General features: G+C 46.1%; 24 protein-coding genes. 20 read left to right on the top strand and 4 right to left on the bottom strand.

Annotation, left to right across the window (positions count from 1 at the left end; all coding sequences use genetic code 11):
- Nucleotides 1-41 precede the first annotated feature (41 nt).
- The 9 genes from mreC (at nucleotide 42) to CI595_RS10070 (ending at nucleotide 8,662) form a co-directional block, all read left to right on the top strand.
- Nucleotides 42-899, top strand: coding sequence for a rod shape-determining protein MreC (gene mreC / locus CI595_RS10110; protein WP_095173108.1), 858 nt, complete (start codon nucleotides 42-44; stop codon nucleotides 897-899).
- Nucleotides 900-1,433 carry a rod shape-determining protein MreD gene (gene mreD / locus CI595_RS10105; protein WP_095173107.1) on the top strand — a complete coding sequence of 178 codons (534 nt, stop codon included), beginning with the start codon at nucleotides 900-902 and terminating at the stop codon, nucleotides 1,431-1,433.
- Nucleotides 1,418-4,312: a penicillin-binding transpeptidase domain-containing protein gene (locus CI595_RS10100; RefSeq protein WP_095173106.1), complete on the top strand. Its 2,895-nt coding sequence runs from the start codon at nucleotides 1,418-1,420 to the stop codon at nucleotides 4,310-4,312. The genes mreD and CI595_RS10100 overlap by 16 nt, the downstream gene beginning before the upstream one ends.
- A 120-nt stretch (nucleotides 4,313-4,432) precedes the next feature.
- Complete coding sequence (gene minD / locus CI595_RS10095; RefSeq protein WP_095173105.1) at nucleotides 4,433-5,221, top strand: septum site-determining protein MinD; 789 nt, start codon at nucleotides 4,433-4,435, stop codon at nucleotides 5,219-5,221.
- Between the two features lie 23 nt (nucleotides 5,222-5,244).
- On the top strand, nucleotides 5,245-5,496 hold the full coding sequence (gene minE, locus CI595_RS10090) for a cell division topological specificity factor MinE (RefSeq protein WP_065541712.1): 252 nt from the start codon (nucleotides 5,245-5,247) through the stop codon (nucleotides 5,494-5,496).
- A 43-nt stretch (nucleotides 5,497-5,539) separates the two neighbouring features.
- Nucleotides 5,540-6,670 (top strand): FtsW/RodA/SpoVE family cell cycle protein, encoded by a 1,131-nt coding sequence (locus CI595_RS10085; RefSeq protein WP_095173104.1) that lies wholly within the window; start codon nucleotides 5,540-5,542, stop codon nucleotides 6,668-6,670.
- Entirely contained in the window at nucleotides 6,667-7,062 is a 396-nt protein-coding gene (locus CI595_RS10080) for a methylglyoxal synthase (protein WP_095173103.1), read from the top strand. The genes CI595_RS10085 and CI595_RS10080 overlap by 4 nt, the downstream gene beginning before the upstream one ends.
- Nucleotides 7,046-8,095, top strand: coding sequence for a D-alanyl-D-alanine carboxypeptidase family protein (locus CI595_RS10075; RefSeq protein ID WP_095173102.1), 1,050 nt, complete (start codon nucleotides 7,046-7,048; stop codon nucleotides 8,093-8,095). The genes CI595_RS10080 and CI595_RS10075 overlap by 17 nt, the downstream gene beginning before the upstream one ends.
- A gap of 141 nt (nucleotides 8,096-8,236) precedes the next feature.
- On the top strand, nucleotides 8,237-8,662 hold the full coding sequence (locus CI595_RS10070) for a twitching motility protein PilT (protein ID WP_095173101.1): 426 nt from the start codon (nucleotides 8,237-8,239) through the stop codon (nucleotides 8,660-8,662).
- Between the two features lie 79 nt (nucleotides 8,663-8,741).
- On the opposite strand, the gene CI595_RS10065 is transcribed toward CI595_RS10070, so the two are convergent.
- Nucleotides 8,742-8,954, bottom strand: a complete 213-nt coding sequence (locus tag CI595_RS10065; protein WP_065541707.1) for a DUF378 domain-containing protein — start codon at nucleotides 8,952-8,954, stop codon at nucleotides 8,742-8,744.
- Between the two features lie 131 nt (nucleotides 8,955-9,085).
- On the opposite strand from CI595_RS10065, the gene CI595_RS10060 reads away from it, so the two are divergent.
- The 8 genes from CI595_RS10060 to CI595_RS10025 all read left to right on the top strand — a co-directional run bounded on the left by CI595_RS10060 (nucleotide 9,086) and on the right by CI595_RS10025 (nucleotide 16,000).
- Nucleotides 9,086-10,567: a biotin/lipoyl attachment domain-containing protein gene (locus CI595_RS10060; protein WP_095173100.1), complete on the top strand. Its 1,482-nt coding sequence runs from the start codon at nucleotides 9,086-9,088 to the stop codon at nucleotides 10,565-10,567.
- A 13-nt stretch (nucleotides 10,568-10,580) separates the two neighbouring features.
- A complete protein-coding gene (locus CI595_RS10055; protein ID WP_095173099.1) occupies nucleotides 10,581-11,276 on the top strand; it encodes a YggS family pyridoxal phosphate-dependent enzyme in 696 nt (231 codons plus the stop codon).
- 16 nt (nucleotides 11,277-11,292) lie between these two features.
- Nucleotides 11,293-11,895, top strand: a complete 603-nt coding sequence (locus CI595_RS10050; RefSeq protein WP_095173098.1) for a cell division protein SepF — start codon at nucleotides 11,293-11,295, stop codon at nucleotides 11,893-11,895.
- Between the two features lie 17 nt (nucleotides 11,896-11,912).
- Nucleotides 11,913-12,665 carry a YlmH family RNA-binding protein gene (locus tag CI595_RS10045; RefSeq protein WP_095173097.1) on the top strand — a complete coding sequence of 251 codons (753 nt, stop codon included), beginning with the start codon at nucleotides 11,913-11,915 and terminating at the stop codon, nucleotides 12,663-12,665.
- Between the two features lie 16 nt (nucleotides 12,666-12,681).
- Complete coding sequence (gene aroB / locus CI595_RS10040; RefSeq protein WP_095173096.1) at nucleotides 12,682-13,773, top strand: 3-dehydroquinate synthase; 1,092 nt, start codon at nucleotides 12,682-12,684, stop codon at nucleotides 13,771-13,773.
- Between the two features lie 16 nt (nucleotides 13,774-13,789).
- Nucleotides 13,790-14,311 (top strand): signal peptidase II, encoded by a 522-nt coding sequence (gene lspA / locus CI595_RS10035; protein WP_095173095.1) that lies wholly within the window; start codon nucleotides 13,790-13,792, stop codon nucleotides 14,309-14,311.
- Nucleotides 14,308-15,222 (top strand): RluA family pseudouridine synthase, encoded by a 915-nt coding sequence (locus CI595_RS10030; RefSeq protein WP_095173094.1) that lies wholly within the window; start codon nucleotides 14,308-14,310, stop codon nucleotides 15,220-15,222. The genes lspA and CI595_RS10030 overlap by 4 nt, the downstream gene beginning before the upstream one ends.
- A 136-nt stretch (nucleotides 15,223-15,358) precedes the next feature.
- Complete coding sequence (locus CI595_RS10025; RefSeq protein ID WP_065541699.1) at nucleotides 15,359-16,000, top strand: cytidylate kinase-like family protein; 642 nt, start codon at nucleotides 15,359-15,361, stop codon at nucleotides 15,998-16,000.
- 87 nt (nucleotides 16,001-16,087) lie between these two features.
- Here CI595_RS10025 and CI595_RS10020 read toward each other — a convergent pair whose 3' ends face one another.
- On the bottom strand, nucleotides 16,088-16,816 hold the full coding sequence (locus CI595_RS10020) for a tRNA 2-thiocytidine biosynthesis TtcA family protein (protein ID WP_095173093.1): 729 nt from the start codon (nucleotides 16,814-16,816) through the stop codon (nucleotides 16,088-16,090).
- 228 nt (nucleotides 16,817-17,044) lie between these two features.
- Here CI595_RS10020 and CI595_RS10015 point away from each other — a divergent pair, with 228 nt between their 5' ends.
- Genes CI595_RS10015 through CI595_RS10005 form a run of 3 tightly spaced genes read left to right on the top strand, consistent with a single transcriptional unit; the run spans nucleotide 17,045 to nucleotide 21,346 of the window.
- Complete coding sequence (locus CI595_RS10015) at nucleotides 17,045-18,343, top strand: AI-2E family transporter (RefSeq protein ID WP_095173092.1); 1,299 nt, start codon at nucleotides 17,045-17,047, stop codon at nucleotides 18,341-18,343.
- A complete protein-coding gene (gene dtd / locus CI595_RS10010; RefSeq protein ID WP_095173091.1) occupies nucleotides 18,340-18,789 on the top strand; it encodes a D-aminoacyl-tRNA deacylase in 450 nt (149 codons plus the stop codon). Before CI595_RS10015 ends, dtd begins: the two co-directional genes overlap by 4 nt.
- Before the next feature lie 10 nt (nucleotides 18,790-18,799).
- Nucleotides 18,800-21,346: a peptidoglycan DD-metalloendopeptidase family protein gene (locus CI595_RS10005; protein WP_162291847.1), complete on the top strand. Its 2,547-nt coding sequence runs from the start codon at nucleotides 18,800-18,802 to the stop codon at nucleotides 21,344-21,346.
- 316 nt (nucleotides 21,347-21,662) lie between these two features.
- Here CI595_RS10005 and CI595_RS10000 read toward each other — a convergent pair whose 3' ends face one another.
- The gene (locus CI595_RS10000) at nucleotides 21,663-22,946 is read right to left on the bottom strand and encodes a sensor histidine kinase (protein WP_095173089.1); all 1,284 of its coding nucleotides are present in this window, start codon (nucleotides 22,944-22,946) and stop codon (nucleotides 21,663-21,665) included.
- Entirely contained in the window at nucleotides 22,947-23,618 is a 672-nt protein-coding gene (locus tag CI595_RS09995; protein WP_095173088.1) for a response regulator transcription factor, read from the bottom strand.
- Nucleotides 23,619-23,713 lie beyond the last annotated feature (95 nt).

Here is a 23,713-nt window from a genome sequence, read left to right as displayed (position 1 = left end):
GACTTTCTGTTGTTATGAATAAAAAGCTGAGGTTTTATAGAATGAAAAAAAAGCATGATTGGAACATAAAAAGTAAACATATCCTGGTTATCATGATTCTGGTGTGCATCAGCCTGATGCTTCTCACCTTTGCAGAGAAATTTCCGGCAGCACCGGTCAGAAAAGCAGCCAGTTACGCAGTCGTACCTTTCCAGAACGGCATCAATAAAGTGGGGACCGCATTAAGTGAAATGACATCCGGTTTCCGCAATAAGAAAAAGCTGGTGGAGGAAAATGAAAAGCTTCAGAGCAAAGTGGACGAGCTTACAGCTGAAAACAGCCGTCTGACCCAGTCCATCAGCGAACTGGACCGTCTGAAAAAGCTCTATGATCTCGACAAGGAATACAGTGAATATGACAAGGTTGGCGCGGAAGTGATCAGCAAGAACTCCGGCAACTGGTTTTCCACCTTTACCATCAACAAAGGCAGTGATGACGGCATTCAGAAGGACTGCAATGTCATAGCAGGAAGCGGGCTGGTGGGCATCGTCACAGAGGTGGGAAAAAACTGGGCAACGGTCCGTTCCATCATAGATGACACCAGCAATGTAAGTGCCATGACCATGACCACCTCTGACACCTGCATTGTGTCAGGCGATCTGCGTCTGATCGATGAGGGTAAACTGCAGTTTATCCATCTCAAAGATGAGGATGACAAAATACAGGAGGGTGAAAAGATCGTCACATCCGCAACCAGCGACAGATTCCTGAAGGGGATCCTGATTGGATATGTCAGTGAGATAGAAGAAAATCCCAATAACCTTACAAAGACGGGAACGCTCACACCAGCAGTGGATTTTGAACATCTGCAGGAGGTACTTGTGATCAAAGAACTGAAACAGCAGAAGGGAGATTCATAAATGAGAATTCAAAGGAAAGTGGTAACCCTCCTTCTGATTCTGATCTCCGCTATCCTTCAGGGAACTCTTTTCAAAGCGCTTTCCATCGGCTCCATCACGCCAAACCTGCTGTTGATCCTGACAGTTTCCTTTGGTTTTATGCGGGGCAAGAAGAACGGCATCTGGATCGGATTTTTTTGCGGTATCTTAAAAGATCTGCTCTCAGACGGACTGCTTGGTTTTTACGCTTTGGTCTATCTGTGCATCGGCTATGCGGCAGGCTGCTGCTGTAAGCTGTTCTACGATGAGGAACTCCGTGTTCCCATCATACTTATGGCTGCAGGGGATTTGGTCTACGGCGGCCTGGTATATGGAATGCAGTATCTGATGCGGGGACGCATACAGTTTTACTACTATTTTGGAAGGATCATCATCCCGGAAATGATATATACGGTTCTTATGACTGTTCTTCTCTACAGGTTACTCTTTAACATTAACAAGCGGCTGACAGAACTGGAAATGAAGGAGAGAGATTCTATTTGGCTAAGAAAATAAAAAACTTTTTAAAAAAATTATGTATCAAACGAACTACCGTGCTGTTTCTGGTATTTATCCTTATGTTTTTTATCCTGATACAGCATCTTTTCAAACTTCAGATCATAGAAGGCGACGAGTACGCCGACAATTTTAATCTGAGCACCACAAAAACACGTACCATAAAAAGCACCCGCGGAAATATCCGGGACCGCAACGGCCAGCTTCTGGCCCACAACCAGTTGTCCTATTCCATTATACTGGAAGACAACGGAAGCTATGACTCCAACAGGGAGAAAAATCTGACTCTCAACTATGTGGCCTATTCCCTGATGAAGATCTTGGAAGCCAACGGCGAGACCCTGGACACCTCCTTTCATATTGTGGTGGATGAGAACGGGGAGTATGCCTTTGACGCAACAGATTTTACCCTGAACCGTTTCAAAGCCGATGTATACGGACAGGCGAAAATAGATTCCCTTAAAAAGGATCAGCTCAACGCTTCTCCTAAAAAGATCATGGATTATCTGTGCAGTGCCGAGCGTTTCGGACTGGTAAACAAAGATGACCCGTATACAGCGGAGGAGCTGAAGAAACATAACCTGCCGGAATCCTTTACTCCGGAGGAAACCCTGGCGATCGTCCGTATCCGTTATGCACTGTCTGCCAACAGCTTTAAAAAGTATGTGCCGGCAACCATTGCCACTAACGTCAGCGACAATACGGTTGCCATGGTCATGGAGAGCAAAGACAAACTTCAGGGTGTTGACATTATGGAAGATTCCATCCGTGTGTATGACGACGGCGTATATTTTGCACCCATTATCGGCTATACAGGAAAAGCTTCCGCAGAGGAGCTGGAGGAACTGCAGAAAGACAATCCGGATTATTCCACAGATGCTGTGATCGGTAAGACCGGAATTGAACAATATATGGAAACCACTCTTCAGGGAAAAGACGGGGAGGAGCAGGTGACTGTGGACAACTTAGGAAAGGTACTGCAGATCAACGAAGACTCCCGTATCAACCCGGTATCAGGGGATGATGTCTACCTGACTATTGACAAAGACCTCCAGGAAGTGGCGTACGAGGTTCTGGAACAGAAGATTGCAGGTATCCTTTCCGATAATATCATTATGGCAAAGGAATTCGACCAGGATTCCACCAACAACGATACCAGTAATATCCGTACACCGATCTATGATGTATATAATGCGCTCATAGGCAACAGCGTGATCGATACCAGCCATTTTAAAGCGGAGGACGCCTCTGAGACAGAGCAGACGATCTACGGACTTTTTACCCAGAAGCAGGCGGAAGTCTTTGAAGCCATCCGGCAGGAGCTTACCGCTGCTGCACCGGAAGCTTACAAAGATCTTCCAAAAGAAATGCAGGAGTACCAGAGTTATATTGTCAATGACTTCCTTATGAATAAAAAGGGAATCCTGTCCATGGATGCCATTGATGCCAGTGATCCCACTTATATTGCCTGGACAAAGGACAGCTCCATAAGCTTAAAAGAGTTTTTAACATATGCGGCAAGCCAGAACTGGATCGACATTTCCCAGTTTTACGCAGAGGGGGATTATCTGGATTCCACGGAAGTTTATAATGCTCTTTCTGAGTATCTGACAGAGTCCCTGACAAACGATTCCGAGTTCTCCAAGATCATATATAAATATATGATACTGTCAGACACCATATCCGGAAACCAGCTCTGCCTGGTGCTCTTTGATCAGGGAGTCCTGGAGGCAGATGAGGAATCCTATAATGCGCTTGCATCCGGTCAGAAAAAGTCCTATGATTTCCTGAAGGATAAGATCAGTAACCTGGAGATCACCCCGGCCCAGCTGGCCCTTGATCCCTGTTCCGGATCTTTGGTCATGACGGATACAAACTCCGGAGAAGTTCTGGCCTGTGTCACCTATCCGGGGTATGACAATAACCGTCTGGCAAACCAGATGGATGTGGATTATTACGCTAAACTTTCCCTTGACCTTTCAAGACCCTTCTTTAATAAAGCTACACAGCAGAAGACCGCGCCCGGTTCCACTTTTAAGATCGTGACAGCCGTTGCGGGAATGGAAGAAGGAATTGTTGACGATAATTATGGTGTGACCTGTACCGGTGAATTTACCAAAGTCACGCCACCTATTAAGTGCTGGCTGCATACCGGACATGGATATCTGGGAATACAGGGTGCCATTAAAAACTCCTGTAATACTTTCTTTAACCAGGTTGTCTATGATATGGGAACCGACAATGACGGAAACTTTTCAGATTCACTGGGACTTGAAAAACTTCGGAAATATGCAGAGCTGTTCCAGTTAGACCAGAAATCAGGCATAGAGATCACAGAGGCCGAACCACAGATCACGGACGAAGCTGCCGTGGCATCTGCCATCGGACAGGGTACCAACAACTACACCACCTCACAACTGGCACGCTATGCCACCACAATCGCAAGCCGGGGAAACATTTATTCGTTGTCCCTTCTTGATAAAGTTACAGACTCCAAAGGAAACCTCATCGAAGACTACACACCGGAGTTAAAGGCTACTATGGACATTCCGAACAATGAGTGGGATATCATTCATGCCGGAATGCGGGAAGTGGTAGAGAACAATGAAGCCTTCCAGGACTTTGATTACCCGGTATCCGGTAAGACCGGTACCGCCCAGGAAGTAACAACCCGGCCCAGCCACGGACTTTTCATCGGATTTGCCCCATCGGACAATCCGGAGATCGCCATGGCAGTCCGCATTGCCAATGGATACAGTTCCACCAATGCGGCAGCAGTAGCAAAAGATGTAATCAGCTATAAGTACGATCTTGTGAAGAAAGATGCGATAGTTACCGGAACGGCATCCGCAGGCGGAAGTACACAGCAGACAGACTAAACCTTTTTTGAGTCTTGAAAATACGCACGAAAAGTAAAGGCGGTTAATGCCGCAGTTTCGTAACAGTTCAGCTTATCTGAGCTGTTGCGCAGCTTCAAAAAGGATTTAGGAGGATAGGATATGAGTGAAATTATTGTAGTGACTTCCGGAAAAGGCGGGGTCGGAAAAACCACCGTTACGGCAAATCTGGGGCTTGGACTTGCAAAGCTCAACAAAAAGGTTGTCGTAGTGGACACGGATATCGGGCTTAGGAACCTGGACGTGGTCCTTGGGCTTGAGAACAGGATTGTCTATAATCTCATTGATGTCATTGAGGGGAGCTGCCGCATGAAGCAGGCGCTCATCCGGGACAAGCAGTGTGACAATCTCTGCCTGCTTCCCTCTGCCCAGACCAGAGACAAGACAGCTATCACACCTGAACAGATGATTAAACTGACAGATGATCTGTCGGAAGAGTTTGACTATATTCTGCTGGACTGCCCGGCAGGCATTGAACAGGGCTTTAAAAATGCCATTGCGGGGGCTAACCGGGCCATTGTGGTCACTACGCCTGAGGTTTCCGCCATCCGCGACGCAGACCGTATTATCGGGCTTTTACAGGCAAATGAAATGCCGAGAGTGCAGCTTATCATCAACCGTCTGCGTATGGATATGATAAGGCGCGGGGAAATGATGTCTGTGGAGGACGTGACGGAGATCCTGGCTGTGGAACTTTTAGGCGCGATCCCGGATGATGAGGCTGTGGTCATTGCCACCAATCAGGGAGAGCCTCTCTGCGGGCAGGACTCCATGTCAGGACAGGCATTTTTAAACATCTGCCGCAGGATAGCGGGGGAGGATGTACCTTTCCTGAATTTCCAGACAAAGCAGGGTGTGTTTAAAAGGCTGTCCGGTATCTTTAAAAAATAATAAGGTAAGGGAGGGCCTGCGTGTTGATTCATTTTCGGAATAAACGTTCCGGTCATGTAGCAAAGGACCGGCTGAAGCTTCTCCTCGTATCCGAGAGGCTGGATTGTTCTCCACAAATGATGACCATGCTTCAAAACGATATGGTCCGTGCCGTGAGTAAATATTTCACTGTACAGGAACAAAAAGTGGAGATCCGTTATTTGAAGGATACCACTACCGTTTTGGCAAAGATTCCTCTGAAAGCGGATATACAGGAATCCTATCCCGGTTTTTAGGAACAGGTAAAAAAGGACTTTAAGGATAAAACTAGGTGTTTTCATGATTAAACAATATAAACTACGTGACTATAATTTCAGACTGGTGCTGTTTCTGGTTGTACTCACCTTCATGGGGGTGCTGCTGGTTGGAAGTGCGGAACCGGATTTGCAGAGGAAGCAGTTCTTTGGTATGATGCTGGGGCTTATTGTCATGGCGGTCATATCCCTGATGGATTTCAGCTGGATCCTGAACTTCTACTGGATCATGTATGTGGGCAATATCCTCATGCTTCTTCTGGTACGGCTGATTGGTACAGAGTCCAAAGGCGCTGCCAGATGGCTGCGGATCGGAAGCTTCCAGTTCCAGCCTACAGAGCTGGCGAAGATCATTCTCATTCTGTTTCTCGCACGCTATCTGATGGAACACGAGGAAGATTTGAATACATTAAAGACAATATTGAAAACAGTCGTGCTGATGGCTATCCCTCTGCTTTTGATTTATAACCAGCCGGACTTGAAAAATACCATTACAGTTGCTATACTTTTCTGTATACTGCTGTATCTTGCAGGGCTGAGCTATAAAATTATAGGCGGGGCGCTGCTGATTGCCATACCCCTGGTGGTTGTATTTCTGTTTATTGTCATACAGCCGGACCAGAAGCTCATAAAAGAATATCAGAGAGACCGGATCATGACCTTTCTCTATCCGGAGGAAGAGGAATACTCAGACGATGTACTCCAGCAGCAAAATTCCATCATGGCGATCGGCTCAGGAAAACTGACAGGAAAAGGTTTGAACAACAATGAAGTGGCATCGGCAAACAAAGGCAACTTTGTATCAGAGAGCCAGACAGACTTTATCTTTTCCGTTGCAGGGGAGGAACTGGGATTTTTGGGCTGTACAGCCCTGCTCCTTCTTATTTTTCTGATCATATATGAGTGTATGAGGACGGGCAGAAGGGCAAAGGATTTATCCGGCAGCCTGATATGCTACGGTATGGCATCCGTTATAGCAGTACAGAGCTTTATCAACATCTGCGTGGCAACGGGACTTGGCCCCAACACAGGTACGCCGCTTCCCTTTGTCAGCTACGGGCTTTCTTCCATGGTAAGCCTTTATATCGGTATGGGGCTGGTATTAAATGTCAGTCTTCAGAAAAACAGAACCTACAGGGAGGTAGAAAAATCGTGAACATCGGATTAATTGCACACAACTCTAAGAAAAAATTAATGCAGAACTTCTGTGTTGCCTACAGGAGTATCCTTTCAAAAAATCAGCTATACGCTACAGGTACCACAGGCAGGCTCATTGAGGAGGCTTCCAATTTGAATGTACACAAGTTCCTGGCCGGCCATCTGGGCGGAGAACAGCAGATGGGAGCGCTGATCGAACAGAACCAGATGGATCTCATCATCTATCTGCGGGAACCACTGGCGCCTCAGAAACATGATCCGGATGTAAAGCGGATCTTTCATCTGTGTGACACACATAATATACCACTGGCAACCAATCTTGCCACAGCAGAAATGATGATCAGATCACTTGACAGAGGAGAGTTAGACTGGCGTGAAATGTACAAATAAACCAAAAAAAAGGCTTTCCAAAAAGGCACAGAGAAAGCGTAAGATCAAGCGTACCCTGTTTCTTGGCATGTTTTTCGTTATCCTGCTGTTAGCAGGTGTGCTGGGGATCTTCATGCTGAAAGGAAAACAGGCCGTGGATGCGCCTATGGCGTTCAGGCTGACTACGGAAGTGTTTGGTCAGACCATAGGCGAGGATTCCCTGGTAGCAAAAGGTGTGGCAGCAGATCTGTGCGTGGGTGCAGGTGATACACCTCTGGAAGGGATTGAGACCCAGGGAGAAGAAAGAGCAGCACTGTTTGATATTCAGGACAAAAAACTGCTTTTTTCAAAATCGCTGTATGAAAAGTCTTATCCGGCCAGTATCACTAAGATCATGACCGCACTGGTAGCACTCGGCAAAGCCAACATGGATGAGATTGTGACCATTCAGGCACAGGATGTCCAGCTGGAGGCGGATTCCCAGGTCTGCGGACTTGCGGAGGGAGACCAGATATCCATGGACCAGCTCTTCCATGCACTTCTTGTCTATTCAGCCAATGATGCGGCGATGGCTATTGCCAGGACCGTGGGCGGCAGCGTGGAAGGCTTTGTGGATATGATGAATGAGGAAGCCCAGCGCCTGGGCATGACAGGGACACATTTTGTGAATCCGCACGGACTTCACGATGAGGAGCACTATACAACAGTATATGACATCTATCTGATGCTCAATGAAGCCATGAAACATCAGGAGTTCACGGATATTACCCAGCTAAGCAACTATACCATCAACTATAAGTCTGCAGACGGTACCCAGATGCAGAAGTGGCTGGACGCCACAGACCAGTATCTGACAGGGGAGTCCAGCGCACCTAAAGGAGTTACTATTCTGGGCGGTAAAACAGGAACCACTGCCAAAGCGGGAAACTGTTTGGCTCTTATGGTTCAGAATAACTATGGGGAACCTTATGTTTCCATTGTTCTGAACGCGGAAAACAAACCCGTTTTGTATGAGCGCATGAACCAGCTTCTTGAGAAAGTGAACCGTTCCTAAAGAAATAATGAAATTTCAAAAAATAGCAGAAATTTTTTATTTTACCATTGTATTTTTGAACGAAATGCACTATAATTAATTCCAAGATAACCACGTTTTTAGTAAATATACATATTACGTGCGGCTAAGGAGGAAAATGCGATGGTTCAGTTAATTGTAGGTGAAAAAGGTAAAGGAAAGACAAAAATTCTTCTAGACAAGGCTAATGCTGAGGTCAGGAACGCGAACGGCTCAGTTGTTTACTTAGATAAGAGTACAAAGCATATGTATGAGCTGAATAATAAAATCCGTCTGATAGATGTGATGGAATACGGTATTGAAAACAGTGATGAGTTTGTTGGTTTTATCCGCGGTATTGTTTCCCAGGATCATGATCTTGAGCAGATGTATCTGGATGGTTTCCTGAAGATCTCCAGACTGGAAAATTCCCCGGAGAACATTTCAAAGGTTATGGCCAGCCTTGAGAAGATTGCAGAGCGTTATAATGTTTCCTTTATTATCAGCCTTTCAAAAGACGAAAAGGATCTTCCTGAAGATGTGAGACATATGATCGTCACATCTTTATAAATAAACAAAAACGAATGAGTAAAAAAGCCGCTGCACACCCTGAAAAGACAGGCGTGCGGCGGCTTTTTTCTGCGCGTGCTCAGCGGTCACCCATAGATGTGATCCTTCCGAACAGGCTCAGCAGATAGAGTCCGCAGATTCCTACAATGACATATACAACTCTTGAAAGCCATGTCATGTCTCCGAACAGGAATGTAACCAGATTGAAACGGAACAGTCCGATCAACCCCCAATTGAGGGCGCCGATAACGGTAATAACTAATGCGGTATAATCTAATCCATTTGATTTCATGATAATTCCTCCTTTATCTTTTTCTATTTTCTGCATTATTTATAATTTTTATACAATAAAATTGGCTATTGTACTTAAATGCCGAAAATGTTAAAATGGAAAACGATAATGAAAGGAGATTTTCATTCCAATTGAGAGAAAAAATATTGACATTTATAAAAAACTTGCTGAATATCATCAAAAAATTATTTACTTTTAATATTGCCACACTGCTTTTTGGCGCACTGTTTATTTACATGCTGATCACCGTTCTGCTTTACATCACCTCCACCCACGTCACCTCCTATCAGGTAACGGCAGGTCCTCTCTCCAGGAACCCTGTCTGTACAGCACTGGCGGTACGCGACGAGGAGGTTGTCTCTGCCGACAGCCCGGGCTATATACGTTACTATGCCAGGGAAGGCATGAAAGTACGAAAGGGCGGCAATGTCTATGCCCTGAGCGATACCAAAAACGTCAAGGCTGATATCACCCTGTCCAAAGACCAGCTGGAGCAAGTCCGCACCAGGATCGCTGATTTTTCCAATAACTTCAGCGGAACGGATTTTTACGATGCCTACAGTTTCAAATATGAAATGCAGGGCCTGATCTTTCAGCAGGCATCCTCCCAGGGGACGGCGCCGGCTGACGCAGTGGAGGACCAGGACGAGGTGGACAGTGATGTGACCGTCATCCGGGGTTCCATGACGTTCGGAAACCAAGTGGTACATACATCCCCCAGCGCTGGTCTTGTCATATACTCCACAGACGGATATGAAGGAAAAACCGTAGAGGACCTGACAGAGGAAGATTTTAATCAAAAAGCCTATGAAAAGAAGGACCTGCTCACAGACGGGCAGGCCAAAGCCGGAGATGCTGTGTACAAACTGGTCAAAGATGACAACTGGACGCTCATGGTGCCGCTATCCGACAAACTGGCTGCTAAACTGGCAGACCGCAAGAGTATCAAAGTGAAGTTTCTAAAAGACGGAGAGACACAGACCGGACAGCTCTCCATTATGAACGTGGGAAACCAGAAGGTGGCAAAGATCACACTGAAAAATGGTATGGTGCGCTATGCCTCTGACCGTTTCCTCAAAATAGAATTGGTCATCAATACCCAGAGCGGGCTGAAGATCCCCATGAGTTCTATTGTGACCAAAGAATTTTATATCATTCCCTCCTCTTTCCTGACCAAAGGAGGAAATGAAAATTCTGCCGGGTTTCTGCGTGAGACAGCCACGAAAGGCGGAGATAAGACAACAGAGTTTGTATCTGCCACTATTTATAAGAACACAGCAGAGGAGAACCTGGATGCCGAAGTATCCGAGGATACAGAGAATACGGCAGCCCAGGATGGGTACTGTTATGTGGATAAACAGACCTTCCAGGACGGGGATGTCCTGTATAAGCCGGAAACACAGGAAACCTTTGTGGTAGGTGAGATTGACTATCTGGAGGGTGTTTACAGTATGAACAAAGGATATGCGGTATTCAGACAAATTGATATCATTGATCAGAATGAAGAATACTGTATTGTAAGACCCAACACATCTTACGGTCTGGAAGCCTTTGACAGAATTGTGGAGGACGGAGAGAGCGTAAAAGAAGAAGATATACTGACTGGAAAGTAAGGAGAGATGAAACATGAGTGTATGTGAAAATTATCTTGCAGTGGAAGAAAAAGTAAAGGAAGCCTGCCGCCGGGCAGGAAGAAACCAGGATGAGGTTACCCTCATCGCTGTGAGCAAGACAAAACCCATGTCTATGATCGAGGAACTGCTGCCTCAGGGCGTAGTGGATTTCGGTGAGAATAAGGTACAAGAGCTGACAGCCAAGGAGGAGGCACTTCCCTCAGGGATTCACTGGCATATGATTGGACATTTACAGAGAAATAAAGTAAAATACATCGTGGACAAAGCCTGTCTGATCCATTCGGTGGATTCCCTCCGTCTGGCAGAGACGGTCAGCCAGGAAGCGGAAAAAAAAGGGGTAACTGCCAATATTCTCATCGAAGTCAATGTGGCCGGTGAGGACAGCAAATTTGGTGTAAGCCCGGATGAAACGGCGGCACTTGCGGAAGCCATATCAAAACTTCCAAATATTGCGGTGAAAGGGCTGATGACCATTGCCCCGTTTGTTGAAAATGCTGAAGAAAACAGGGAAGTTTTTAGAAATTTAAGAAAATTAAGTGTTGACATTGAAGAGAAAAAATTTAATAATGTTACTATGGCTGTGCTCAGCATGGGCATGACTGGTGATTATGAGGTTGCCATTGAAGAGGGTGCCACGATGGTCCGTGTAGGGACAGGCATTTTCGGAGAAAGAGATTATAGCAAATAAGATTGGAGATTTTATCATGGGTGTTTTAGATAAGTTTTTAGATGCGATCAAAGTGAACGACGATTACGACGACGACGAATTTCTGGATGATGAGTTCGATGACGAGTTCGATGATGAAAAACCCAAGAGACGTTTCTTCAAAAAATTAGAGGAAGATGATGATGACTTAGACGACTATGAACCGCGCAGCTACAAAAAGGCGGAAAAGCAGTCTGCTCCCAAGGCGTCCAAGCCTGTTAAGTCACAAAAGACTGCCAAGTCTGCATCTTCAGCTGCAGCTTCCTCCTCCAAGGTTACCCCGATGCGTCAGGTAAAAAGAACAGGCAGCGCAATGGAAGTTTGCGTGATCAAGCCCACCAATATGGAAGATACAAGAGAGATTGCAGATACACTGATCGCCAACTGCACCGTTATCCTGAACCTGGAAGGTCTGGATATGGAAGTTGCGCAGAGAATCATTGATTTTACTTCAGGTTCCTGCTATTCCATAGGCGGAAGCCTGCAGAAAGTGTCCAGTTACATATTTATTCTGACACCGGCCAGCGTGGACATTACCGGAGACTATCAGCAGATCTTAAACGGTGCTTTTGATATCCCGTCCATACGGACCGAATACTAATGAATTGCGGACAAACCATGGAAAAAGAAACTTTATTTGAAAAACGTATGAAAGAGTTAAGTAAGAATGCCTATTATCGCGGCGTTCTTACTTTCTCTGATTTTTTGGACTTAAATGAATTGCATATGTTGCAGAGCCTGCCAAAGAACGGATCAGGGGTCAAAGTGGAAACTTTCGGAGGCTATGCATTGGCAGAGCGTCAGATGGCAGCATTCATCCCTGATGCTCTTTTCTTTCAGCAGGATTATCCTATTTCCTGTATCCGTATCCGCCCTGCAGCGGAAAAGTTTGCAGAAAGCCTGACCCACAGAGATTATCTGGGGGCCATATTAAACCTGGGTATAGAGAGAAACAAGATTGGTGATATTTTGGTGGAAGGGAAGACTGCCCATGTTTTCTGTCATGAGAATATGGCGCCGTTTCTTTTACAGGAGTTGTGCCGTGTCCGCCACACCAATGTAGTGCCGGAGCTTTTGAATGCCCTGGAGGAGCTGCCTTCCCTGAAGACAGAGAAGGTTTCGGGAACGGTGTCTTCCGTAAGACTGGACAGTGTCATCGCCCTGGCATTTTCCTCATCAAGGAGCAGTATGATTTCCCTCATAGAAGGGGGAAAAGTTTTTGTCAATGGAAAGAATATCCTCTCCAACGGATATAATCTGAAAGTGGGAGATATTGTCTCTGTGCGGGGCAAAGGAAAATTCCGTTTTGAGGAAGTAGGAGGCATCACCAAAAAGAACAGGTATCATATAAGCCTGGCCAGATATTGTTAAGACAGGAGTGAAAAGAATGACAGCAGACATATTACAGGTAAGAAGAGACGGGGATTTTTCCTATCCCATTATATTCCGTAAGGATTTTTCGGATTTATCAGCACAGCTAAAGCGGCTGGAACTGGCTAAGAGGAAATTCTGCATTGTTACAGACAGCACCGTTGCTCCGCTCTTTTTAAATACAGTAAAAAAAGAGCTGGAGAGATGCGCTTATTTTGTGACCACCTATGTGCTGCCTGCAGGGGAGGAGAACAAGACCCTGGAACAGATTCAGGGGATTTACCAGCATTTAATTGAAATGCATTTTGACCGGAAAGATTTTCTGGCAGCCCTTGGCGGCGGTGTGGTGGGCGATATGACCGGATTCGCGGCTGCTACTTATCTGAGGGGGATTGATTTTATCCAGATCCCCACCACGCTTCTGGCCCAGGTGGACAGCAGCATCGGCGGAAAGACGGGGGTTGATTTCTTAAAATATAAGAATATGGTAGGCGCCTTCCACCAGCCCCGTATGGTGTATATGAATGTGAGCACACTGTGCACGCTGCCTCTGGAGCAGTTTTCCTGTGGCATGGGTGAGGTGGTAAAGCATGGCTTTATCCGTGACGCCTCATACTCCCAATGGCTGTATGAGAACCGTGCCGGGATCTTGTCGCTTGATACAGACATTTTGTCGGAAATGATCTACAAAAGCTGTGTCATCAAAAAGACGGTGGTTGAACATGATCCTACAGAACAGGGGGAGCGTGCTGTGCTGAATATGGGGCACACCGTTGGACATGCTGTTGAAAAATTAAAGGATTTCCGTCTGCTTCACGGCCAGTGCGTGGCCGTAGGCACTGTGGCCTCAGCATATTTATCCATGAGACGCGGCATGATCACAGTGGAAGAGTATGAAGAGGTCAAGAAGCTTCTGGAGGCCTTTGGCCTGCCTGTCTCCACAGACGGTCTGCGTGCGGAGGAAGTGTTAAGCGTGACGAAATCAGACAAAAAGATGGAGCAGGGAAGGATCAAGTTTATTCTCATGAAAGAACCCGGATACGCGGTGGTGGATAAAACTGTGACAGATGAAGAACTGCTCACAGCCATCCGGGAAATACTGGAATAGCTGCAGGGAGACGAACATGAAGCAAAAAACAAAAAAAATCACTGTGCTGGTGCAGTTTCTCATCAGTGTGGCACTTTTAACAGGTCTTGACCAGTGGACAAAATACCTGGCTGTCCGCCATCTGAAGAATCAGCCGGATATCCCCCTGATTGACAATGTACTCTACCTGCATTATCTGGAAAACAGGGGAGCTGCTTTTGGCCTCTTTCAGAACCAGTTTCTTTTCTTTGGTATTATGACCGTCATCATTTTGTGTGCTGTGATCTATGTACTCTGGCATATGCCCTCAGATAAAAAATACCTGTTTCTCCGGATCATCTGTTTTGTCATCTGTGCAGGGGCGATTGGCAACTTTATTGACCGGGTCCGGCTGAATTATGTTGTGGATTTTATTTATTTCTCTCCCATAAATTTTCCTGTCTTTAATGTGGCGGATATCTATGTGGTAGTCTCCATGGCGTTGTTCCTGATCTCCTTTTTATTTATCTACAAAGAAGAGGATTTTGCATTTTTATCAGGGAAAGGAAAGAAGAAATGAAAAAGATCTGCCTGTTCGTTGACCCCTCCTTGGCAGGGGAACGTATCGACAAATATCTGGCATTGGAACTTGCGGACTATTCACGCTCTTTTCTTCAAAAGCAGCTTAAGGAGGGAAACGTCACTGTGGGAGACCGGCCGGTAAAATCCAGTTACCAGCTTTCAGAAGACGAGGAGATCTGTGTCTTTATACCTGACAGCCGGGAACCGGATATCCTGCCCGAGGACATCCCTTTGTCAGTCCTTTATGAAGATGAGCATCTTCTTGTGGTGGATAAACCAAAAGGAATGGTGGTGCATCCAAGCGCAGGCCATTACAGCGGCACATTGGTAAATGCTCTTTTATACCACTGCCGTGGAAATCTCTCCGGCATTAACGGAGTCCTTCGTCCCGGTATTGTACACCGTATTGATAAGGATACCACCGGTGCTCTTCTGGTATGCAAGACGGATCTGGCACACAGGAATCTGGCGCAGCAGCTCAAGGATCACAGCATAACCAGGCGCTACCGTGCCATTGTACATGGAAATCTGACAGAGGACGAGGGCGTTGTGGAAGGTCCCATCGGACGTCACCCCACAGAGCGGAAGAAAATGGCTGTCAATCAAAAGAACGGAAAACCTGCTGTCACCCATTATAAGGTTCTGGAACGTTTTGGAAACTACACCTATGTGGAATGCCGCCTGGAAACAGGCCGTACCCATCAGATACGTGTGCACATGAGCAGCATTGGGCACCCGCTTCTGGGGGATATGGTGTATGGACCAAAAAAATGTCCCGTACCGGGTCTGGAAGGCCAGACACTTCACGCTATGATTTTAGGTTTTATCCATCCGGCCACAAAAGAATATCTGGAGTTTTCGGCACCTCTTCCGGAATATTTTGAAAAACTTCTCATAAAATTCCGATAAAATAATATAAATTTTATATACAGATTGGATAAAATAGATTATAATAGTTATAGTAAGATAATAATTCCATATTTCTCTGTTGAATTGCTACAACAATCTCAGAGAGGGATTATCGAATAGAGAGGAGTGTTTGATTATGGCAGCAAATACGGTAATTACAATCGGAAGACAGTACGGAAGCGGCGGAAAAGAAGTTGGTCTGCGTCTGGCAGAGGAACTGGGTATTAAATGTTATGACAAGGAGCTTCTTGACAGGGCAGCCAAGGACAGCGGATTATGCCAGGAATTATTCGAGAATAATGACGAAAAGCCAACCAACAGTTTTTTGTATTCTCTGGTCATGGATACATATTCCTTTGGCTATTCCTCAGCGGCATTTACCGATATGCCCATCAACCACAAGGTGTTTCTGGCACAGTTTGACACAATTAAAAAACTGGCTTCTGAAGCTCCCTGCGTTATCGTTGGACGCTGTGCGGATTATGCGCTTTCTGATTACGAGGGTGCGATCAGTGTATTTATACATGCTGATCTGGATAAAAGGATCAAGAGAATCGCCAGGAAGCATGAACTGACCGACTCGGCAGCAAAAGACAGGATCCAGAAGACAGACAAGAGAAGGGCCAGTTACTATAATTACTACACCAGCAAAAAATGGGGCGATGCCACCAGCTATGACTTATGTCTGAACAGCGGCATACTGGGTATTGACGGCTGTGTGGAAATGATCAAAAAGGCCATTGAGATCAGAGATAATAAGAGAAATAAAAAAGGCTGACAGAAATACCGGTTTACGGGGATCGCAATGATCGTAATGAAGAAGCACCGCAGGATCTGCATTCTGCGGTGCTTCTTGTTACGGCATTTATTTCGGTGTTCTTTTGTCCCATCCGTTTATACTGCTGTTTAAAATGGCAGTAAACATGCGTTCCTTGGTACCGGGATGTTCTTTTGTCAAATCCCGGAGCAGTTCCTTGGCATACTGTCTTTTGGTATATCCGTCTACTGGGCAGGGGCTTTTCTCCACAGGCAGGTCATATTTATTTTTAAACCCAATGACATCAGCCTCCTCCACATAGAGCAGAGGACGGATCACGGTCAAGTCCATCCGGTCCAGATAGGTCTTGGGTGAAAAAGTATGAAATCTTCCTTCAAAAATAAGGGAGAGCAGCATAGTCTCCACCACATCATCCTTATGGTGAGCGTAAGCCACCTTATTGCAGCCCAGTCTCTTTGCCTCCTCGTTGAGGGCTCCTTTGCGCATCTTGGCGCAGAGGGAACAGGGGTTGCTCTCTTTCCGCTCATCAAAGATGATCTGTGCGATATCTGTCTTCACCACTGTGAACGGCAGGGAGAGGGAATCACACAGCTCTTTTATTTTCTCCACATGGAACCCGGGATGACCAAGGTCCACGGTGATCACTTCTATGGAAAAAGGATGAGGGTAAAAACGCATCAGTCCGTGGAGGGCATAAAGCATAGACAAGCTGTCCTTTCCTCCCGAAACACCCACCGCGATCTTATCTCCGTCCTCTATAAGAGAGAACTCATCCACCGCTTTTCTGGTAAGACTCAATAACTTCTGTAATTTCATTTCAATATCCTCCGCAGCATAATTCTTTTCTTCTTTGTCCGCTACTGCCGTTACTTTTATTTTGGGTGATTTATCTCTCCGCCTGTAGGGGTGGGAGAATCCTCACTTATCTCGTTGAATATATCATATAAAATTAAAAAAATAAATAACTTTTTTACAGAATTATGACACAAATAATAAATTTCATGTTATAATGATTCCAGTTTATGCATAATCGGAGGCTTAATCATGAAGTTTCGTTGGGATAAAAAATATTTGTATTGGGGCGTTACAGCATTGACCGTCATTTGTGCCAGTATGCTCTTTTATTTTGGAATTTTTCATATGGATGTGCTCATACGGGGATTCCGGATTCTGAGCAGTGTTATGATGCCGGTAATATTCGGAGTGGTCATAGCCTATCTGCTGACCCCTGTAGTCAACTTTCTGGAGCAGAAATTTTTCTTTCCTCTGATGAAGAGAAGGAAAATAGAAATTAATAAAAAGAAGAAAAAAGCAGTCCGTTATATCTGCGTCTTTTTTGCGCTGATGTTCGCGCTGCTGATCATTTATTCCCTGATGGCTATGATCGTGCCGTCTATTGTGGAAAGTATCATCAGTATTATCAATGATATGCCCAGATATGTGCAGAATGTGGGCAACTGGCTGAATTCCATCCTGAAGGATAATCCGGAGCTTCGCTCCACTGCCATTGATTTCTTCAACAGCTATTCATCCAAAATGGAAACCTGGATGAATGTACAGCTCCTGCCCCAGTTAAAAGAGGTTCTGCAGCAGTTTACCACAGGTGTGTTCGGCGCCTTGGTCTTCATCAAGAACTTCCTGATCGGTGCCATTATCTCTGTCTATCTGATGGCTGACAAAGAAGGATTTCTGACACAGGGTAAAATGTTCATCTACGCTGCCTTTGATGCGGAGAGGGCCAATGACATCATCAGAGGATGCCGTTTTGTGAATAAGACCTTCGGCGGTTTTGTAAACGGCAAGATCGTAGATTCCGCTATTATCGGTGTTTTGTGTTATATCCTGACCTCAGTCATAGGAACCCCCTATGCGATCCTGGTCAGTGTGATCGTTGGTGTGACCAATGTTATCCCGTTTTTTGGTCCGTACCTCGGTGCTATACCCAGCGCCTTTATCATCCTGCTGGTCAATCCCATGCAGTGCCTGTATTTCCTGATCACCATTCTTCTGCTTCAGCAGTTCGACGGTAATATTCTTGGACCGAAGATCTTGGGCGGCTCCACGGGCCTGTCCAGTTTCATGGTCATTGTGGCTATCTTACTGTTCGGCGGCCTTTTAGGCATTCCGGGCATGATCATCGGTGTACCGGTATGGGCAGTGATCGTGGCAGGCCTCAAATACCTGCGCAATTCCTGGCTGAAAAAGAAAGACCTGCCCACTGAGGATAATCTGTATCAGGATGTGGATTATATTAATCCGGAAACTCTGGAACCGGTAAAACTGGTAACCGAGGAAAAAAAGGAAGAGAACGAAAAGAAAAAAAGGAGTTTTTTGCGTAAATGAAATTAGTCATTCAAAAAGTCACTGAGGCTTCTGTCCATGTGGAAGGGGAGTGCATAGGCAGTATCAACCGCGGGTTTCTGGTTTTCGTGGGAATCGGCAGAGAGGACACAAAAGAGATGGCTGACCAGTATATCAAGAAAATGGTCAACCTGCGGATCTTTGCAGATGCAGAGGGTAAGACAAACCTGTCTCTGGCAGATGTGGGCGGAGAGGTCCTTTTGATCTCCCAGTTCACACTGTACGCCAACTGCAAAAAAGGCAACCGTCCCAGCTTCTTCCATGCGGGAGAACCCCAGATGGCGGAATCACTTTATGAATATATGATAGAGAAAACAAGAGAACAAGTACCTGTAGTCAAAACCGGCAGATTCGGTGCGCTGATGCAGGTATCACTTGTAAACGAGGGACCTTTTACCATTATATTGGATGAAAGTACATTTGCGTAAGGGGGAGAAGATGAGGAATAAAAAATTAATCAAGACAGCAGTCTGCGGTGCCATCCTGAGTGCATCCCTGATGGTAAGCCAGCAGAATATAAATGCGGCCCAGGAGGACAGTACCACAAATACCAATGCCCAGCTAAGCGGTACATCCCAGAATATTTCCGGTTCAGATGAAGAACAGGATTCTGCATTGAATGAAGAACCGCTGCCAGATTCTGATCAGAATACAGATAATACAGAGAATCCGGATGAAAACAAGAACGATGCGGATGCTGACCCCAATGAACCTGAAGGGGATCCCGGTGATGTACCGGCCTCCGAACAGCCCGCGGGTGAGAATGATCAGGCGCTCCCTGTAAAAACAGGCTGGGTGGAGGAGGAAAACGGTACCCATTATTACAAGGAAGACGGTACCCTGGCTACCGGATGGCTTACCTTGGAGGAAGGCACTTATTACCTGGACGAGCAGGGGTTGAAAACCGTGGGATGGGGAACTGTTGACGGAAAGAAATATTATTTCCAGGATGACGGCCTTATGTATCAGAAAACCATCCTGAAAGTATCCGATAAGCTATACTATATCAATAAAGACGGCAGCTTATATACCAAAGCCGGATGGCTGAAAAGCGGCAAGACCTATTACTATGTGAATAAAGATCAAACTCTCTACAATAAAGGCTGGCTGAATTTAAATGGTGTCTGGTATTATCTGGCATCTGACGGAAAAATGAAAACAGGTCTTTTAAGTACAGATGGAAAAAAATATCTTTTAAATTCCAATGGAGCTATGCTCACCGGCAATGGCTGGGTAAGTTATAACAAGCATTGGTACTACATATATCCCAATGGATCTCTGCACACAAACAACTGGCTGAATTTAAACGGCTCCTGGTACTATCTGAATAAAGATGGAATCATGCTCACAGGCTGGCAGAAAATAGGCGGCAGCCGGTATTATCTGAATGGCAGCGGAGTTATGGAGGCAGGGGGATGGCGGCTGATCAACAACCGCTGGTATTATTTACAGGGAAACGGTGCTGCCGCCACCGGATGGCTGAATCTGGGCGGTACCTGGTATTATCTCAATCCTTCCGACGGAGTCATGAAAACAGGATGGTACATGGTGGGAAAAACCTGGTATTACTCTAATGGCAGCGGTGCCATGCAGACCGGATGGCTGAACTTAAACGGCACCTGGTATTATCTGAATGGCAGCGGCGCTATGGCAGCCGGGTGGCTGAACCTGGGCGGTACCTGGTATTACTTGAATCCGTCCAGCGGCGCCATGCAGACCGGTTGGTACAAAGTGGGCAAGACCTGGTATTACTCCAACGGCAGCGGGGCCATGCAGACCGGGTGGATTATCATTGGAAATACCTGGTATTATCTGAATGGAAATGGTTCTATGGCCACCGGATGGCTGAACCTGGGTGGTACCTGGTATTATCTCAATCCCACAAGCGGGGCCATGCAGACCGGGTGGTATAAAGTAGGCAAGACCTGGTATTATTCCAATGGCAGCGGCGCCATGCAGACCGGGTGGCTCAGGGTTGGAAGTACCTGGTATTATCTGAATGGGAATGGTTCCATGGCCACCGGATGGCTGAATCTGGGTGGTACCTGGTACTATCTCAATCCTTCAGGCGGCGCTATGTGCACCGGCTGGTATCAGGTAGGCAAGACCTGGTATTATTCTAATGGCAGCGGTGTGATGCAGACCGGTTGGCTGAAACTTGGCAATACTTGGTATTATCTCAACGGCAGTGGTGCCATGCTTACCGGATGGCAGAAGATCGGCGGCTGTTCTTATTACTTTAATCCGTCAAATGGAGCTATGTCTTCCGGCTGGCTGACTATAAAAGATAAAAAATATTACCTTAACAGCAGCGGGATCACACTCACCGGATGGCAGCAGATCAGCGGAAAATGGTACTATTTCAATCGCAGCGGTGTGATGCAGACCGGTATGGTCACACTGGGAGGAAGCAAATATTATCTGGATAAAAACGGCGTCATGCTTACCGGTTGGCAGAAAATAGAAGAGGATTATTACTATTTCAAATCAAACGGTGCCATGGCTGTCAATACCTATATGGACGGCTACTATCTGGACTCCAACGGAATCCGGACAGAGGTGGAAAATACCAACGGTCCGTGGTGCTTCCCCTGTCCAAGTATCACTTATGTATCCAGTGAATTCGGAAACCGTGACAGCCCGGGCGGGATCGGTTCTACCAATCATAAAGGTGTGGATTTGGCTGCACCGGCCAATTCCAGAGTTCTTGCCGCTGCAGGGGGCACTGTAGTCAATGCAGGATATGGCTGGGGAGGAGAGGGCAATTACGTGGAGATCGACCACGGGAACGGCCTTCATACCATCTATATGCACATGATCTCAAATCCTGCTGTCAAAAAAGGACAAACCGTCAAAGCCAGCCAGGTAATTGGCTATGTGGGTATGACAGGTGCCGCAACGGGATATCATCTGCACTTTGGCGTCAGCGTAAACGGCGTGTATAAAAATCCATGGGATTATATCCGCAGACCTGACGGCATGTAAGGGTTATTCTTCACCCATGTCAATACATAGCAATTCGGACTATGACTAAAAAGATAATTGCACAGCTTTGTGGACTATGACTGAAAAAAATAATTATGCAGCTCTGGACTATGACTGAAAATAATAATTGGCAGCTCTGTGGACTGTGACTGAATAAAACCCAAAAACACACATCGGTGTATCAAATTTCCGATGTGTGTTTTTTTATAGAAAAAATTTTCTATAATAGTATTGTTTTTCATTGAAAAGACAGTTTCACATAATATATAGTTTACATAATATTATTACAGTAAACTTTACTTCCCATTGAATTGCCTCAGCCGCCCGGGACCGTAAAATAAAAGACACACCCGCCGCCTTCCCTATCCTCTACCCAAATCTTTCCTTTATGAAGCCGTACGATCTCTCCCGCGATACTGAGTCCGAGTCCAAAGTGCTTTTTCTCTTTTCTGGAAATATCACCTCTGAAAAAGCGGTCAAATATCCGTTCTTTCCATTCATCCGGGATTCCCGGACCGTTGTCAGCTACCCAGAGTTTCCAACGTGCACCGTCCTTTTCATATCCCAGATAAATGATACCGCCCTTTGGTGTGTAGCTCACCGCATTGTCAAGTAAGATCCCCAGGACCTGTTCCAGGCGCTGCCCGTCGCAGAAGACCTCCGGCTCCTCCCCACTGTCGGGAAGTGTGATCTGCAGCTTCAGCCCCTTTCTTTTTGCCAGCATATGATACCTCTCATATACTTCAGGGATCATAGTATCCAGGGAAATCTTTTCAAAATGCATAGACCATGTCTGATTATCCGCACTGGCAAGTGACAGCATGTCATGGATCAGCCGCGACATTCTCAGACCCTCCGCCTTTATGATTTCATGAAATCCGGTCCTGTCCTCCTCATCGGCCACTGCCAGCGCATCCGCACTGGACAACATGACTGCCAGAGGAGAACGGAGTTCATGGGAGGCAGATGCCACAAACTGTATTTGTTTTGTCCGGTTTTTTTCAATAGGAGCCAGCATACGGCCTGTGTAAAACCAGGAAAATAAAAGCAAAAGCAGCAGCGCAGTCAGATCAATGACCGTAAAAACCACATATAAATACAGAATCTGCCGTTCCAATGTTTCTCTTGCGTAGGAAATCACAACACAAAAAGTTCCATAGGGATAGGGAACAGATGCGAAAGTTACCAGATGTTCTGTTTTCTTATGATCAAAGGAAAATTCCAATGGTTTAGTAATACCTTTTCCCAAGGGTGGATGATTGACATCAAATCCATAGTGCTCCATTGCCCTATGGATTATTTTATCCATCATTTCCTGCTTTTCCTCTTCAGAATCATAGGAGTATAGTACTCCGTTTTCATACAGATCTATGGTATAAAAACGCGGATTTGCCATTGTGGCAATCTGTCCATAATCTATGACCCTGCTTTTTTCCAGATAAGCCAGCACAGAATCAACCTCTTTGTCATGCACCGCCGCGTCATTGGCATCTAAAAGATTTTGAAAAGCCAGAAGCCCGGCAAGTGTCATTGCCAAAAGAATGACCCCGGTAACTGCTGTGCAGAAAAGCGTCATTTTCATTCGGAGTTTTTTGTACATTTATTCCTCCAGACTGTAGCCCACGCCGCGTATGGTCCGGATAGACAGACAGCTTCCAACGGATTTCAGCCTTCTTCTGAGGAAGTGAATGAAATTATCCAGGTTCCCATCCTCAATCTCCGTATCAATGCCCCACACCTTATTAACAAGGATCTTTCTTGCCAGTACCTGTCCCGGATTTTTCAAAAAAACCTCCATCAGGTTTCCCTCTGTCCGTGACAGCCTGCAGGACGTTTCCCCGCAGGAGAGTACCTTTGCGTTCACATCAAAAGATAAATCCCGGTAATGAAGTTTCTCCCCCCGGTCTATGAACCTGGGCCTTCGGCCAATACTCCGTATTCTTGCCATCAGTTCCTCAAAGGCAATGGGTTTAACCAGATAGTCATCTGCGCCGCAGTCCAGCCCCTGCACACGTTCCTTCACTTCTCCCAGTGCAGTGACCAGTATCACCGGTGTGCTGTTTCCTTCACTTCTAAGGCGCTTCAGCACCTCGGTCCCGGAAAGAGACGGAAGCATCCGGTCCAGCAGGATCAGCTCATGGACATTTTCCCTTGCAAGATTCAGTCCTTCCCTGCCATCATGGCAGTGATCCGCATGAATTCCTTCTTTTTTCAGCCGATAGGCAAGTGTCTGGCATAGCTGTATATCGTCCTCAATGATCAGAATCCTCATAAATATGTTTCCCCTTTCCTGTCAGGCAGCCCATCCGTCCGGACTGCCGGTCCCTTATAAGACTATGGTTAGTATAGCATTTTCCCCTGTGATTA

Origin of the sequence: Blautia hominis (genome assembly GCA_002270465.1) — a bacterium.
GTDB classification, from domain to species: Bacteria; Bacillota; Clostridia; order Lachnospirales; family Lachnospiraceae; genus Blautia; species Blautia hominis.
The sequence above is the reverse complement of the archived record's forward strand: the minus strand, read 5'-3'. Positions and strand labels throughout refer to the sequence as shown.

Bases quoted from the DNA above. Each gene is read 5' to 3' on its own strand.
- mreC (WP_095173108.1), top strand. From the start codon at position 42: ATGAAAAAAAAGCATGATTGGAACATAAAAAGTAAACATATCCTGGTT.
- mreD (WP_095173107.1), top strand. From the start codon at position 900: ATGAGAATTCAAAGGAAAGTGGTAACCCTCCTTCTGATTCTGATCTCC.
- minD (WP_095173105.1), top strand. From the start codon at position 4,433: ATGAGTGAAATTATTGTAGTGACTTCCGGAAAAGGCGGGGTCGGAAAA.
- CI595_RS10085 (WP_095173104.1), top strand. From the start codon at position 5,540: ATGATTAAACAATATAAACTACGTGACTATAATTTCAGACTGGTGCTG.
- CI595_RS10070 (WP_095173101.1), top strand. From the start codon at position 8,237: ATGGTTCAGTTAATTGTAGGTGAAAAAGGTAAAGGAAAGACAAAAATT.
- CI595_RS10065 (WP_065541707.1), bottom strand. From the start codon at position 8,954: ATGAAATCAAATGGATTAGATTATACCGCATTAGTTATTACCGTTATC.
- CI595_RS10055 (WP_095173099.1), top strand. From the start codon at position 10,581: ATGAGTGTATGTGAAAATTATCTTGCAGTGGAAGAAAAAGTAAAGGAA.
- CI595_RS10050 (WP_095173098.1), top strand. From the start codon at position 11,293: ATGGGTGTTTTAGATAAGTTTTTAGATGCGATCAAAGTGAACGACGAT.
- CI595_RS10045 (WP_095173097.1), top strand. From the start codon at position 11,913: ATGGAAAAAGAAACTTTATTTGAAAAACGTATGAAAGAGTTAAGTAAG.
- aroB (WP_095173096.1), top strand. From the start codon at position 12,682: ATGACAGCAGACATATTACAGGTAAGAAGAGACGGGGATTTTTCCTAT.
- lspA (WP_095173095.1), top strand. From the start codon at position 13,790: ATGAAGCAAAAAACAAAAAAAATCACTGTGCTGGTGCAGTTTCTCATC.
- CI595_RS10030 (WP_095173094.1), top strand. From the start codon at position 14,308: ATGAAAAAGATCTGCCTGTTCGTTGACCCCTCCTTGGCAGGGGAACGT.
- CI595_RS10025 (WP_065541699.1), top strand. From the start codon at position 15,359: ATGGCAGCAAATACGGTAATTACAATCGGAAGACAGTACGGAAGCGGC.
- CI595_RS10020 (WP_095173093.1), bottom strand. From the start codon at position 16,816: ATGAAATTACAGAAGTTATTGAGTCTTACCAGAAAAGCGGTGGATGAG.
- CI595_RS10015 (WP_095173092.1), top strand. From the start codon at position 17,045: ATGAAGTTTCGTTGGGATAAAAAATATTTGTATTGGGGCGTTACAGCA.
- dtd (WP_095173091.1), top strand. From the start codon at position 18,340: ATGAAATTAGTCATTCAAAAAGTCACTGAGGCTTCTGTCCATGTGGAA.
- CI595_RS10005 (WP_162291847.1), top strand. From the start codon at position 18,800: ATGAGGAATAAAAAATTAATCAAGACAGCAGTCTGCGGTGCCATCCTG.
- CI595_RS10000 (WP_095173089.1), bottom strand. From the start codon at position 22,946: ATGTACAAAAAACTCCGAATGAAAATGACGCTTTTCTGCACAGCAGTT.
- CI595_RS09995 (WP_095173088.1), bottom strand. From the start codon at position 23,618: ATGAGGATTCTGATCATTGAGGACGATATACAGCTATGCCAGACACTT.